The sequence below is a fragment of the Vibrio sp. Vb2131 genome (assembly GCF_033338535.1).
Classification (GTDB): domain Bacteria; phylum Pseudomonadota; class Gammaproteobacteria; order Enterobacterales; family Vibrionaceae; genus Vibrio; species Vibrio alginolyticus.
Genome location: NZ_JAWOSW010000003.1, coordinates 197,150 through 210,175, shown reverse-complemented (window position 1 = coordinate 210,175; position 13,026 = coordinate 197,150). Strand labels below are relative to the sequence as shown.

At 44.6% G+C, this 13,026-nt stretch carries 14 protein-coding genes; 4 read left to right on the top strand and 10 right to left on the bottom strand.

What is annotated here, in order from left to right:
* Positions 1-49 precede the first annotated feature (49 nt).
* The 5 genes from R7E38_RS04995 to R7E38_RS04975 all read right to left on the bottom strand — a co-directional run bounded on the left by R7E38_RS04995 (position 50) and on the right by R7E38_RS04975 (position 3,843).
* Positions 50-823: a TatD family hydrolase gene (locus R7E38_RS04995; protein WP_033905570.1), complete on the bottom strand. Its 774-nt coding sequence runs from the start codon at positions 821-823 to the stop codon at positions 50-52.
* Positions 810-1,007 carry a DUF5363 family protein gene (locus R7E38_RS04990; RefSeq protein ID WP_064376469.1) on the bottom strand — a complete coding sequence of 66 codons (198 nt, stop codon included), beginning with the start codon at positions 1,005-1,007 and terminating at the stop codon, positions 810-812. The genes R7E38_RS04995 and R7E38_RS04990 overlap by 14 nt, the downstream gene beginning before the upstream one ends.
* Positions 1,008-1,101: 94 nt before the next feature.
* A complete protein-coding gene (gene prfC / locus R7E38_RS04985; protein WP_005380123.1) occupies positions 1,102-2,691 on the bottom strand; it encodes a peptide chain release factor 3 in 1,590 nt (529 codons plus the stop codon).
* 285 nt (positions 2,692-2,976) lie between these two features.
* The gene (gene rimI / locus R7E38_RS04980; RefSeq protein WP_005386430.1) at positions 2,977-3,432 is read right to left on the bottom strand and encodes a ribosomal protein S18-alanine N-acetyltransferase; all 456 of its coding nucleotides are present in this window, start codon (positions 3,430-3,432) and stop codon (positions 2,977-2,979) included.
* A 12-nt stretch (positions 3,433-3,444) separates the two neighbouring features.
* The gene (locus R7E38_RS04975) at positions 3,445-3,843 is read right to left on the bottom strand and encodes a DNA polymerase III subunit psi (RefSeq protein WP_017635885.1); all 399 of its coding nucleotides are present in this window, start codon (positions 3,841-3,843) and stop codon (positions 3,445-3,447) included.
* Between the two features lie 159 nt (positions 3,844-4,002).
* Here R7E38_RS04975 and R7E38_RS04970 point away from each other — a divergent pair, with 159 nt between their 5' ends.
* The gene (locus R7E38_RS04970; RefSeq protein ID WP_226083660.1) at positions 4,003-4,476 is read left to right on the top strand and encodes a hypothetical protein; all 474 of its coding nucleotides are present in this window, start codon (positions 4,003-4,005) and stop codon (positions 4,474-4,476) included.
* Positions 4,477-4,510: 34 nt separating this feature from the next.
* On the opposite strand, the gene R7E38_RS04965 is transcribed toward R7E38_RS04970, so the two are convergent.
* Both R7E38_RS04965 and R7E38_RS04960 read right to left on the bottom strand, forming a co-directional pair.
* Positions 4,511-5,014 carry a GNAT family N-acetyltransferase gene (locus R7E38_RS04965; RefSeq protein ID WP_005380119.1) on the bottom strand — a complete coding sequence of 168 codons (504 nt, stop codon included), beginning with the start codon at positions 5,012-5,014 and terminating at the stop codon, positions 4,511-4,513.
* On the bottom strand, positions 4,998-5,525 hold the full coding sequence (locus R7E38_RS04960; RefSeq protein ID WP_005394645.1) for a ubiquinone anaerobic biosynthesis accessory factor UbiT: 528 nt from the start codon (positions 5,523-5,525) through the stop codon (positions 4,998-5,000). Before R7E38_RS04960 ends, R7E38_RS04965 begins: the two co-directional genes overlap by 17 nt.
* A 363-nt stretch (positions 5,526-5,888) precedes the next feature.
* On the opposite strand from R7E38_RS04960, the gene R7E38_RS04955 reads away from it, so the two are divergent.
* From R7E38_RS04955 to R7E38_RS04945, 3 genes are all read left to right on the top strand, one after another.
* A complete protein-coding gene (locus R7E38_RS04955) occupies positions 5,889-7,928 on the top strand; it encodes a bifunctional diguanylate cyclase/phosphodiesterase (protein ID WP_005380112.1) in 2,040 nt (679 codons plus the stop codon).
* A 133-nt stretch (positions 7,929-8,061) separates the two neighbouring features.
* A complete protein-coding gene (locus R7E38_RS04950; protein ID WP_005380110.1) occupies positions 8,062-9,075 on the top strand; it encodes a ubiquinone anaerobic biosynthesis protein UbiU in 1,014 nt (337 codons plus the stop codon).
* Positions 9,076-9,095: 20 nt separating this feature from the next.
* Complete coding sequence (locus R7E38_RS04945) at positions 9,096-9,974, top strand: U32 family peptidase (RefSeq protein WP_226083700.1); 879 nt, start codon at positions 9,096-9,098, stop codon at positions 9,972-9,974.
* A gap of 51 nt (positions 9,975-10,025) precedes the next feature.
* On the opposite strand, the gene R7E38_RS04940 is transcribed toward R7E38_RS04945, so the two are convergent.
* From R7E38_RS04940 to nlpI, 3 genes are all read right to left on the bottom strand, one after another.
* A complete protein-coding gene (locus R7E38_RS04940) occupies positions 10,026-11,372 on the bottom strand; it encodes an MATE family efflux transporter (RefSeq protein ID WP_017635889.1) in 1,347 nt (448 codons plus the stop codon).
* Between the two features lie 124 nt (positions 11,373-11,496).
* Positions 11,497-11,919, bottom strand: a complete 423-nt coding sequence (locus R7E38_RS04935; RefSeq protein ID WP_005380103.1) for a MarR family winged helix-turn-helix transcriptional regulator — start codon at positions 11,917-11,919, stop codon at positions 11,497-11,499.
* 99 nt (positions 11,920-12,018) lie between these two features.
* Positions 12,019-12,939, bottom strand: a complete 921-nt coding sequence (gene nlpI / locus R7E38_RS04930) for a lipoprotein NlpI (protein WP_005380101.1) — start codon at positions 12,937-12,939, stop codon at positions 12,019-12,021.
* Positions 12,940-13,026 lie beyond the last annotated feature (87 nt).

The following is a 13,026-nucleotide window of genomic DNA, read 5'->3' as shown; positions in this document are numbered from 1 at the left end:
TCACAATAAGCAGGAAAACGTTTTCGATTTCAAACCACATCTTTAGATTTTATTCACATATCGAGAAAGCAAAATTGCTATTTTTCCACAGTTGAGAGGCAATCGATTGCTTTCGGCCGTTATGCAACTCTACGAGCTCATTAAAGACGTGAATGAGTTTGGCTGGGTGATTTGACTCCCCTTGATATCCAAGTATAGGCATATCTGGTGCGTCTGTTTCGATTACTAGGTTTTCGAGTGGTAATTTTTGAATTGCGTCGCGTGTTTTCTTGGCTCTTGGGTAGGTAATCGTTCCTCCTACACCGATAAAAAAACCTAATTTGACCCACTCCATGGCTTGCTGATAACTCCCAGAAAAAGCGTGTAGCACACCACCTCTAGGGAGATTCGCCGCTTTCACCATTTGAATGAGGCGATTGTGCGCTTTTCGGCTATGTAAAATAACTGGGAGTTCGAAGCGTCTAGCCAGCTCAAATTGAACTTCAAGTGTCTTTTCTTGCAACTGTGGATCAACATCAATGGCAAAATCTAAACCACACTCTCCTATTGCCACGCACTGTGGCCCTTTTTGATTTAGATAGCCTTCTAGCTCTGTAAGGTGCTGCTCAACGTTATCTTCAAGAAAATACGGATGAAAGCCGAGCGCATAATACAAATTGGCATGTTGCTCTGCCAAAGTTTGAATACGAGCCCAGTTTTGCGGACCGACGGAAGGAATCAAAATTCTTGCGACGCCTTGCGTTTGAGCAAGCTCAAGTTGATGCGCAAAGTCATCTTGAAACACATCAAAATCAAAGTGGCAGTGCGTATCAAAGAGCTTCATCTTGACGCTTTTTATCTGTATCTGCGGGCAGAAAATCAGAGGATGGTTGGGCTTCACTCTTCTCTTTAGTTTGATGGGCAGGGTCTTTTCGATATGGGACACAACTGCGTTTCTGATCGGGAGTTAGCCCCATCTCTTTACACCAATTGTCGTAACGCTTTAGCCCACGTTTAAACCAGTTCATATCTTATCCTTATATAAAAACGCCCTTGGCTAAGTTTATAGCCAAGGGCGTTTTAAAATCTAGTTTGCGTTAAGGCTTACCCTAACCGCGCAAATTAGTGCTCACGCGTCGCACGGAAATCAACGTCAGGGAAACGCTCTTTCGCTAAGTTTAAGTTAACCATTGTTGGAGCGATATACGTTAGGTTATCACCACCATCCAATGCTAAGTTCGCTTGATTCTTGCGTTGGAACTCATCCAGTTTCTTCGCATCACCACACTCAACCCAACGCGCAGTTGCAACGTTAATGCCTTCATAAATCGCTTCAACGTTATACTCAGACTTCAAACGAGCCACAACAACATCGAACTGAAGTACACCAACGGCACCAACGATCAGATCGTTATTCTGTAGAGGACGGAATACCTGTACCGCACCTTCTTCTGATAGCTGAACCAAACCTTTGAGAAGCTGCTTCTGCTTTAGTGGATCTTTCAGGCGAATACGACGGAATAGTTCCGGAGCGAAGTTCGGAATACCAGAGAACTTCAGTGATTCACCTTGCGTAAAGGTATCACCAATCTGAATAGTGCCGTGGTTGTGTAGGCCAATGATGTCACCGGCGTAAGCGTGTTCTGCACGTGCACGGTCACCAGCCATAAAGGTCACTGCATCAGAGATGCTCACTTGCTTGCCAAGACGAACGTGGTTCATCTTCATACCTTGCGTGTAAGTGCCCGATACAATACGCATGAATGCGATACGGTCGCGGTGTTTTGGGTCCATGTTCGCTTGGATCTTAAATACGAAACCAGAGAACTTCTCTTCAGTCGCTTCGACTTCACGTTCAACCGCTTGACGAGTTTTCGGCGCTGGAGCCCATTCAGTTAGACCGTCTAGCATATGATCCACACCAAAGTTACCTAATGCAGTACCGAAGTAAACTGGCGTAAGATCACCGGTTAGGAACATTTCCAAATCAAACTCAGGGCAAGCGCCCATCACAAGTTCAAGCTCTTCTCGAACACTTTCCGCAAGGCCTGCACCAACTTTTTCATCAAGCTCTGGGTTATCGAGACCTTTGATGATTCGAACTTCTTGAATCTCATGACCGTGACCTGATTCGTATAAAATCGTTTCATCACGGTGAATGTGGTACACACCTTTAAATTCTTTACCACAGCCGATTGGCCATGTAATTGGCGCACACATCATGCCCAACTCGTTTTCTACCTCGTCCAATACTTCCATTGGATCACGAACGTCACGGTCAAGTTTGTTCATGAAGGTTACGATTGGCGTGTCACGCAGACGCGTTACTTCCATCAGCTTACGTGTTCGATCCTCGACACCTTTCGCCGCATCGATAACCATCAAACACGAGTCTACTGCCGTTAACGTACGGTATGTATCTTCCGAGAAGTCTTCGTGTCCAGGCGTATCAAGTAGGTTTACCAGACAGTCATTGTAAGGGAACTGCATTACAGAAGTGGTTACCGAGATACCACGTTCTTTTTCCATTTCCATCCAGTCTGATTTTGCGTGCTGTGCGTTACCACGACCTTTAACCGTACCTGCTTTTTGGATCGCGTTTCCGAATAAAAGGACTTTTTCAGTAATGGTGGTTTTACCCGCATCCGGGTGAGAAATAATAGCGAACGTTCTGCGCTTAGACACTTCGCCTAAAAAAAGGGGATTTGACATTAGTTAATCTTCTAAATTACTTTCATGCTCACAAAATAGGCAAGCATATCTACTATTCGATATTGTGCGGTATTCTCGCTTATTATCGCTGTGCTAGCAAACTGGAAAGACATGAACTGAATTTACTCGGCTCACCAGCCTTTACCTGCAACTAACAAGGGAAAGCCAGCTCCACACAAAGAGATGTAAAAATTCAAAAAATTATTATTACATATTCAAAAGCCTCGAATCCGGATACGCATTTAAAGCATAAGTGTTGATGAGGTAATTAGTAACGGCCTAAAACTAACTCAAAAATAAGTAACTCATGATAATGGCGTCTTCCTTACCATTTCCCGATTTAGCTGGGTAATAGTTGTAACGACGGTCCACTTCATTAAAACCTGCTTGCTCATAAATATGGATAGCTGGGTGATTACTTTCACGCACTTCTAACCAAGCACTCTCTGCTTTGGCTTGTTCACAGTGTTCAATAAACGCGTCCAGCAATTTTTGCCCTAGCCCTCTGCCCTGTTGAGAAGGCGCTACTGCAATATTTAATAGTGTCACTTCTCCAACAATATTCTGTCCATAGAAGTAACCAACCACTTGAGAGCCTTCCAGCATCACATGGTGGCAAGCACCGCGACTGGATAAGTCACGAACCAAAGATTCGGCCCAAGGGTGAGAATGTGCTTGCTGCTCGATTTGCCAAACTTGGTCGAGGTGCTCTGCACGCATCGGCGTAATTTCAATTGTCACGCATTAGCTCCGTTAAGAGTACGAACAGATTTGTTGCCACAATGCGCGGCGCTGTTCGTTATTACCATCAATATCTTGTAATAGTGGCGAGGTCAGGTGCTTTGCCTTGATGCTTTTATCAGCCTCACAGCCTGCAAACCACACCCACTCTAGCTGATGTTCACCCAGCATGGATAAGCGCTCAGGCTCTAGGTGTAGCGCATCATCAAGCGTGAGCTTAATGCTTTTTAATACGCGCTCAAACATCAATGCCGTCTCGTTTTCTGGACATATTGGCGATACCAATAGGAGTTTACATGAACTTTGCAAATCCAATAATGGCGATTGATAGCCTTCCAGTCTTTCAGGGTGTACCAGCTCCCATGTGCTGATCCCCATTTCACGTAAATACTGTTTCTCGTTAATTGACATTTTCCGTCACCTATTTGAACGAGGGCAATCCTATCAAATTATCGCGATTATACCTAAAGGACTTCAAGGAACACCTGAACACAATGAGATGATTTGGATATTCCTGAACATAGCGTTTTGCCAACAGCCACACATTGGGTATGACATATGAGGTACATTATGAAATTCTTAAATACGCTACTACTTTGCACACTGGTAGCCGCCACCAGCATGAGTGTTTTTGCTAATAACAGCGATGAGTGGGAGCTGATTGCAACGAAAACCGTTAACTTTCATACAGAAACAGATACCGTGACACCAAATAGCCTATTCCGAAACCGAAGCTTCAGTAAAATAAAACTAAAATGTGTGCAAGGAACGGTAGACATTAATGGTTTAAAAGTCGTCATGACAGATGGTAGTGAGAAAAAGCTTTCCTCTATGGGCGTACTAACAAGCGGATTGTCGACTCGTGCCTGGAGCCTTCCAGGTACAAAAGAAGCCAAGCTAAAACAGATTGAAATGACTTACAGTAGCTGGGGAAGCACAAAACTCAGCCTGCTAGGGGTAAGTAAAAAAGCGAAAATAGAGGTCTGGGCAAAAAGAAAAGTAACCAGTCATCCTAACCTCCCTATCTCAGTTTTCAGTGAATAAGAAAGAAGCCCACTTAGTCGTGGGCTTCTTTCATTTACAGTTCAGAGAACTCTGGCGCATAGTCTATGCGTCCGGAGCGTCCAGCACATTGACCTTCGACCAACTCTGCGACTCGAAATGCACCTTTAGGGACATCCCAAGCACATTCAAAGCCCATCTCGTCGCATGATTGAAAACCCTGGCGCGCGTAATAATCAGGATCGCCCAACACCACACACACTGGGTAGCCAAAATCACGCAGTGAATCAAAACCTTCTTTGATCAACTCTGCAGCGATGCCTTGGCGACGGTAATCTTCATGAACAGCTAATGGCGCTAGCCCTTGCCATGACAAATCTTCACCGTTTAAGGTCACAGGGCTAAATAAAGCATGGCCTATCACCTCTCCCTCATCTGTACACGCGACTAAGGAAAGCGTGAATTTGCTGTTTTCGCGCAAACGCATCACAAGCTCAGCTTCAGCTTCCGTCGGGAAGGCGTGTTTCAATAAGCGGTCAATGGTAAGAATGTCCGCTGGGGCTTCAGTTCGAATAAGCATTCGCTACTCCGGTTGGTTGTGCAGGCGCTTGAACTCCTTTCTGAACAAAATCAGCCAATTGATTCAAAGCGACTTGCATTGCTTTCGGTAACTGCTCTAAGTCGACACTGTCCATTAAGTTTTTCACTTCTAAGCCAAGCTCAGTATCACCTTCAATTGAAAGGCGACGTTGGAAGAACAGTGTGTCAGGGTCTTCTTTACGACCAGCAATCAGTACTAGGTCGTTTAGATTACCACTAAAACTCACATCTTCCTGAACTGGTTTTTCAGCTACCACCAATTTTTCGTCTTGATAGCTGATGTACCATGCTAAGTTCAAGTCTTTAATCGCAACTTTTAACCACTTGTCTTCAAGGAACTCAAAGTCACCATCTTCCAAGGCTTCTTTAAACACCATTTTTAGCCCTTCCAGCAACGCTTTTTGCTGAATTGGCTGTGGTAATAACTGGACTGGAGAACGCAAAATATTAGCTGCGTTCTTTACTAGTTGACTGCGAATCTTGTTTAACACGTTCATTATCCGTTACTTTGTCATTAGGTTGCTTATATTAAGCAATCGTGGCGATGAGATTACTGTTATGTATCAATAAAGTGCTTATTTTAGATTGGTGGTTTATTGCTCACTAACGCTTCTTTTTTTGAACTTACGTGTATTATTGATGCGAACAGGTGGATAAACACTTTTACAACCGTATTTTCAAAGTTATAGTTATCTGAGCGTATCCATGTGATTGTCGACTGCACAGCTAAAACCGCGAGCCCTTTAATGGCAAGTAACACTTTAGCTTGGTGGTAGACCGCCGCAGGCTTATCAGGGTGTCGCTTTTTATACACGGACGAATAATCTGGCTCATTGGAGATCGGTAATACCCTAATGCCTTCCCAGCAATTAAAACATTGGTTTGCCACGCTAACCTCAAATAGCCCTTTCTTCTTTGCCATTCTTGATAAAAAACACAATTATCGAATGGTAAGTGACCGTTACTGCGATATCGCAGGTTTAAGTCATGAGGAAATCGTCGGCTTAAACGATTGCCAAGTGCTGGGTGAGCAGTTTTATAAGAAGCTTGCACCATACTATCAGCGCGCGTTCAAAGGGGCACATGTCGAAGCCGAAATCACGCTCGATGAAACCGACCTTGAAACCAGTCTTCACTTTAGTCTTTCGCCAGTTTTTGAAGGTAACGACATTCGCTTTGTTGTTTTTCACGCTGTCGATACTTCAGAAAAGCAGATACTCGTTCGCTCCTTAGAAGAGTCCGAAAGTAAGTTTGCGAAGTTAACACAACTGCTACCAGACGGCTTACTGCTTATCGAAGATGATATTGTCATCTCTGCGAACCCCGCATCAGCGCGCCTTCTCGGACTTAACTCTCCTCATGAATTGTTGGGCGAAGAACTAAGTCGTTTATTCATCGATGAAAACAGTAAAAAGGTATTTAGTCATCGATTGAGTACATTAATTTCTGACAAACCTTTTGTCTGCTTAACCAGCGCAAGATGCGGCTTTGAACGGAAAGTTCAGCTACACGCGGATTCCACGGCGATATTAGGTAGCGAATCTCAAATTATCCTAATCCAAGATGCTGATGATGCGCCCAAAAACCTGTCTTCTGCATCGAATGAAGACATACACATTGACTCGCTCACCAAACTCTACAACCGCTTTGGCTTCACCAAACGTTTGGAACAGCTGATCAAAAAGCAAACACCGCTTCTGGTGTTCTATTTGGATATCGATAACTTCAAAAACATTAATGACTCACTTGGTCACCATATTGGCGATAAAGTGATTCAAGAGGTGTCGGCCCGTCTTAAACGGTTACTACCAAACCAAGCGATTATTGGTCATTTGGGTGGCGATGAGTTTGGCGTCATTCTGCCGGAGCCAGAAAATACCCGCATGGCTGAAATTTTGTCCGATCGCATTATCTCGTTGATCAACCAACCTTTCGACTTGCACCACTTCAGCAAACGCCTTGCCTGTTCAATTGGTAGCGTTCGATACCCTGAAGACGGACAAGATGCGCGAATCCTACTACAAAATGCCGATACTGCGATGTATGAAGCCAAAGATCGTGGTAGAAATCGTCTGATCAAATTTAACGATCAAATGAACAAAGAAGCGCGTATGCGTTTGTGGCTTGAAATCGAACTGCAAAAAGCATTGCAGCAGAACGGTTTGGAAGTGTGGTATCAACCTAAGGTTAACGCGCGAGACTTCAGTATCAACGGCGCAGAAGCGCTCGTTCGTTGGAAGCATCCAGTTGAAGGGTACATTAGTCCTGGCTCATTCATTCCTGTCGCCGAGCGCGCTGGGTTAATCGAACACCTTGGACGTGTCGTGATGCGTGATGTTTTCAATACGGTAAAACGTTGGAAGCAACAAGGCATACTGCCAGGCCGTGTCGCCATCAACCTCTCTCCCGAGCAATTTGGCAACCCACAGCTGATCGACTTTATGGAAAAGCTGCTTCGCACTACCGAGCTTGATCCAAGCTGCATTACCTTCGAGCTAACCGAAAGTGCCGTGATGAGTGATAGCGAACATACACTGCAGATGTTGAATGCGATTAAAAAGCTTGGCTTCGCTCTCTCTATCGATGACTTTGGTACCGGCTACTCTTCTCTTTCTTACTTAGCGCGTTTCCCTATTGACGAGCTAAAAATCGACCGCGCTTTTATTAATGATATCGACACACTACCGAAACAAGTCACTGTGATTGAAAACATCATTAACCTAGGTAAGTCGCTCGACTTAACTGTCGTTGCCGAGGGGGTGGAAACCCATCAGCAAGCGACCCTGCTCTCTAACCTTCAATGTAATGCGATTCAAGGCTTCCATTTTTATCGCCCGCAGCCAAAACATGAAATTGAAGAGCTGTTTGTACAGAATCGTCGTCACAAGAACTAACCCCGACCCGATACCCTTACTCGCAAGGGGTAAATATCGACTTTATTGAGCTAAACCTAACTTAGGTCAATTTCGCTATTCATAATTCTTCATAAAATGCGGACACCTTTTTATTCTCAATGATTGTGAGCATATGGAACTCTTGTGTCCCGCGGGTAACCTGCCTGCGTTAAAAACTGCGATTGATTGCGGTGCCGATGCCGTCTACATTGGTTTCAAAGATGATACCAACGCCCGTCACTTTGCTGGCCTAAACTTTAACGGCAAAAAGTTAGAAAAAGCGGTGCAATACGTTCATGACCGCAATAAAAAAATTCATGTCGCGTTGAATACCTTCGCTCATCCCAATGGCTTCGAGCGCTGGACGAACGCAGTAGACAATGCAGCGGCACTGGGTGTAGACGCGCTGATTGTTGCAGACATTGCAGTGCTGGAGTACGCGGCTCGCAAATATCCCGATCTGGAACTACACCTTTCAGTGCAAGCATCAGCGACTAATGTCGCAGCCATTGATTTTTACAAACAAAACTTCAACGTAAAACGGGTAGTGCTACCTCGCGTTTTATCGATTCATCAGGTCAAACAGCTTTCACGCAACATCACTAGCGATGTCGAGTTAGAAGTCTTTGCTTTTGGTAGCCTTTGTATCATGTCTGAAGGTCGCTGCTACCTATCGTCATACATGACAGGCGAGTCTCCAAACACTGTGGGAGCATGCTCTCCAGCTAAGTACGTTCGCTGGCAAGAAACAGAAAATGGTCTGGAATCCCGCCTTAACGACATTTTGATCGATCGCTACAGCACCGGTGAAAATGCGGGCTACCCTACCTTGTGTAAAGGCCGTTTCGAAGCAGAAATCGAAGGCGAGAAAAAACGCTACCACGCACTGGAAGAACCAACCAGTTTGAACACCCTCTCTATGCTGCCAGAACTATTTGCTGCAAATGTGGCGTCTGTAAAAATTGAAGGTCGCCAACGTAGCCCAGCTTACGTAGAACAAGTCACTCGAACATGGCGAGCCGCGATTGACCGTTACCAAGCAAACCCAGAAGCTTACCAAGTCGAAGCGGCTTGGGATGCCGCATTGGCAAACGTGTCTGAAGGTACGCAGACCACACTTGGTGCTTATCACCGCAAATGGCAGTAGAGGTTAAGATGGATAATTCAATGAAATACGCGCTTGGCCCGCTGTTGTACTTCTGGCCAAAACAAGACATCGAAGCGTTTTATGAACAAGCGAAATCAAGCTCCGCGGACATCGTCTATCTTGGGGAAACCGTATGTTCAAAACGTCGAGAAATGAAGCCTTCGCATTGGCTTGAAATCGCAAAAGAGCTGTCTGCATCTGGCAAGCAAGTGGTGCTATCAACGATGGCACTACTGGAAGCTCCGAGTGAAGTAAACATAATGAGGAAGTACATCGACAACGGTGACTTCGCGATTGAAGCAAATGACGTATCTGCTGTTCAATTGGCATCAGAGCATAAAGTGCCTTTCGTCGTTGGCCCTGCAATCAATACTTATAACGCACACACGCTCAACTTATTTTTGAAGCAAGGTATGATGCGTTGGTGCATGCCTGTCGAGCTATCTCGCGAATGGTTAAACGATACTTTAGTTCAGTGTGACGAGCTTGGTATTCGTAACAAGTTTGAAGTTGAGGTATTTAGCCACGGTTATTTGCCTTTAGCGTATTCCGCTCGCTGTTTCACAGCCCGAGCTGAAAACCGAGCGAAAGACGATTGCGAAACCTGCTGTATCAAATACCCTACGGGTATCCAGGTCAGCAGCCAAGAAGGGCAAGAAGTCTTTAACCTTAACGGCATTCAAACACAGTCAGGGTATTGCTACAACCTCATCAATGACTTACCTACTATGAAAGGGCTGGTTGATGTGGTCCGGTTAAGCCCTCTTGGTATCGACACTTTTTCAGAGTTAGAGCGTTTTCGCTCAAACGAATACGGCGATAATCCTGAAAAGCTCGAAAGCCGCCAATGCAATGGCTATTGGCATCAACTAGCGGGCTTAGAAGTAAAAACCATTTAATCCTTAAAGATAAAAGCGAGGCCTAGCCTCGCTTTTATCTGTTAGCTTTTGTTAGCAGGCTTGCACCCTTGGTTCGACAGAACTCTCATTAAGCAGCTTTTTCACATCTCGCCACAACATACTGATCACGACCAAACTCAATGCAATGTTAGACAATGGGAAAGCTAACCAAATACCTGTCACGCCGAAAAGTTTCGGCATAATGAATAAGAATGGCAACTGGACCAGCATGTTGCCTAGTGTTACAAACATAGCTTTGCTGCCTTTGTTTACTGATTGATAGTACGCGGCCGCCACAACTAAAAAACCATCTAAGAACAACGCAAACATGTGTAAACGAATCCCGATCACGGTGCTATCAATCAACTGTTGGTCAGCATTATTAAACACCGCAACCAGTTCGTACGGGAAAAGGTTCATCAAAACAACGAACGCCACCCCACCAAGCACAGATGTCCCCATCGCGACCTTTAATAACTTTCTGATGTTCTCCTGATTACGTGCACCGTGGTTGAAGCTCACTAAAGGCTGCATACCATTCGCAATTCCTTCTGCTATCAGATAGTAAACCGTCACGATGTACCCCAAAATGGCGTACGCTCCGATCAACATTGCACTTCCGTATTGAGCAAATAACGCGTTGTGCAGTGCCACCATCACAGAGCCGTAGGCGTACATAAAGAAACTTGATGTACCTATCATGATAATCTTTGGTGCAGCATCAACCTGAACTTTGAAGTCGCGGATACGAAGGCGTAATGTTGCTTTTGAAGTAAAGAAGTAACCAATACCGAGCACAGTGACCACTAATTGTGCAAGTGCAGTGGCAATAGCGGCTCCGGTTAACTCCCACTCCAACCAAGCAATAAATACGTAGTCTAATACAATGTTAATAACGGCACCGATGACCATCAAAATCGTTGCTAAGTTCGGGCTGTCGTCATTGCGTAATAAAAACGGAACTGCGATAGAACCCAACGTGAATACGCACGCGACAATCAGAATATGCAAATATTGCAGCGCAAGTTCAAACACTCGCCCTTCCGCACCTTGCCAGCGAATAAATTCATCCGAAAACAAGAACAATATTGTAGCAACGATCGGCATCAATGCCGCTAACAACGTCAATCCGGTCGTTAGGATTCGCTTAGCGCCTTCATGATCGTTCTCTCCTTGCTTGATCGAAGTCAGCGCGCCAGTCCCCACCCCAATCATCATTCCTATACCGAGGATCGAACCGATAATAGGCCACGCAACATTGATCCCAGCTAATCCGTCAGCGCCAACATAACGGCCAATAAAAATGCCATCAACTATTTGATACAAACCGTTTACGAGCATTGCTGCGACGGTTGGAATCGTATATTTCCAAAACTGTCTATAAATTGAGTTTTGCATGACTGTCACCAGTAGTTAGCAAAGCTAACCATTTAATTAGCAAGGCTAACTAAATGGTTAAATTAAATAAAAGAAAGATGAAACAACAAAAACTAAACCATACAGCTGAGGCCTTTGCTTCAGTTTAAAATGACTTATTACTCAATGCTTTATTCAATAAAGCTTGTAACTGTTCAGCTTCTTGCTGATTTAATTGTTGCATCATTTGGTCAGAGATATCTTTGTACACTACCTGCTCCAAAGACATTTTTTCTGCGACTTCTTCCGTAAGCAACACACGCTTAGCACGAGCATCCTCATTACATGCGATGCGTTTCACCAAACCCTTTTTTTCCAAACGCACAACCATTGTCGATGCGGAAGGCTTAGTCACTTGCAGCTCTTCTGCAAGATCGGTTATTCGCACACCCTCAGGGTAAACCTGAATCACACGTAAATAATCGAACTCATTAAAGCTTAGATGTGATAATGGATCTTCTTTGGCATAGACACGCCAAGCTTTGGCGCAAAAACGCTCTAAATCAATCAAGCTTTCTTCTAATGCCATAAAAGCCACCACCACTTAGTTAGCAAGACTAACTATTTTAAATGAGTCACTCATCAAGTTCAATCATAAAAAAAGCCGCTCTCATCGAGCGGCTCTAAATCATTCAATTTCCAGCTTCTTGGCAGCCTTTAACTTGGCCAATCTATCTTGCTGTAATTGATCGTAAATTTGCGCCAACTCCAAGAAAGAATAGCGATGCTCAACATAATCGTAAACGTTGAACGAAATCGCGAGCTTATAAAGTGAGATAGCACTTGCGATATCACCTTCAAGCTGATTACGCTTTCCAAGGTAGAAATACGTTTCCGTCAATCGTTCAGCTAGGCGATAGTTCTCTCTCGTTCCATCCATAATTGCTTTAAGCGCGTCTTCGTCCGAGACGTCTCGCAGCATGATAGCAACAAGAACCCACCCCCACTCTTCACTACGATCTCGTAAATAACGCTGTTGAAGATTGGCTTTTGCTTGCTCTGGATTTTGCTCAGCTTCGATGATGTACAGCCATAATGAACGAAAAGGATCCGTTGGCATTTCTTGATAATGCTTGGTCATATCTTCTAAAGCGAGATCGATTCGGCCACCATAATACAGTGCAATCGCACGGTTGCGCTCAGCATAGGTATTATCAGGAGCCAACTCTATGGTCGAGTCAAACGCTTCATATGCCGCATCAAACTCTCCTACTTGGGTAAAGTATACTCCCAAAAGATTGAAGATGTCCGGCTGAGCAGGATTCAACTGCAAAGACTGGTTAAAGTCCAAACGGGCAAGATCACGTAAACCAACGCTGTCGTAGTAGCTACCGCGCTCATAATGCATTTTAGCGCGCACTTCATCACTAAGGTCGGGACGTTGTAGCAACTGCGAGAGACGCGCGATTTGTACTTCTTGTTGAACACTAGGCTGAAGTGGCACCGCCATCGGTGGATATAACCACTTTTGTGCTGATTGTTGAGAAGTATTTGCACAACCGGTCAGCGCGATAGCAACACATAAAATTGCGGTTTGAAACCATTTCACTAATTGATACTCCTGTTTGGACCGCTCAAGATTTATTTCTCTTAATGCAATATAGGCGATAACCTCGTTTGAGGTTAATACATCGAA

Bases quoted from the DNA above. Each gene is read 5' to 3' on its own strand.
- R7E38_RS04970 (WP_226083660.1), top strand. From the start codon at position 4,003: ATGAAATTCTTAAATACGCTACTACTTTGCACACTGGTAGCCGCCACC.
- R7E38_RS04950 (WP_005380110.1), top strand. From the start codon at position 8,062: ATGGAACTCTTGTGTCCCGCGGGTAACCTGCCTGCGTTAAAAACTGCG.
- R7E38_RS04955 (WP_005380112.1), top strand. From the start codon at position 5,889: ATGCCTTCCCAGCAATTAAAACATTGGTTTGCCACGCTAACCTCAAAT.
- R7E38_RS04965 (WP_005380119.1), bottom strand. From the start codon at position 5,014: ATGCTTATTCGAACTGAAGCCCCAGCGGACATTCTTACCATTGACCGC.
- R7E38_RS04975 (WP_017635885.1), bottom strand. From the start codon at position 3,843: ATGTCAATTAACGAGAAACAGTATTTACGTGAAATGGGGATCAGCACA.
- prfC (WP_005380123.1), bottom strand. From the start codon at position 2,691: ATGTCAAATCCCCTTTTTTTAGGCGAAGTGTCTAAGCGCAGAACGTTC.
- R7E38_RS04945 (WP_226083700.1), top strand. From the start codon at position 9,096: ATGAAATACGCGCTTGGCCCGCTGTTGTACTTCTGGCCAAAACAAGAC.
- R7E38_RS04935 (WP_005380103.1), bottom strand. From the start codon at position 11,919: ATGGCATTAGAAGAAAGCTTGATTGATTTAGAGCGTTTTTGCGCCAAA.
- R7E38_RS04995 (WP_033905570.1), bottom strand. From the start codon at position 823: ATGAAGCTCTTTGATACGCACTGCCACTTTGATTTTGATGTGTTTCAA.
- R7E38_RS04990 (WP_064376469.1), bottom strand. From the start codon at position 1,007: ATGAACTGGTTTAAACGTGGGCTAAAGCGTTACGACAATTGGTGTAAA.
- R7E38_RS04940 (WP_017635889.1), bottom strand. From the start codon at position 11,372: ATGCAAAACTCAATTTATAGACAGTTTTGGAAATATACGATTCCAACC.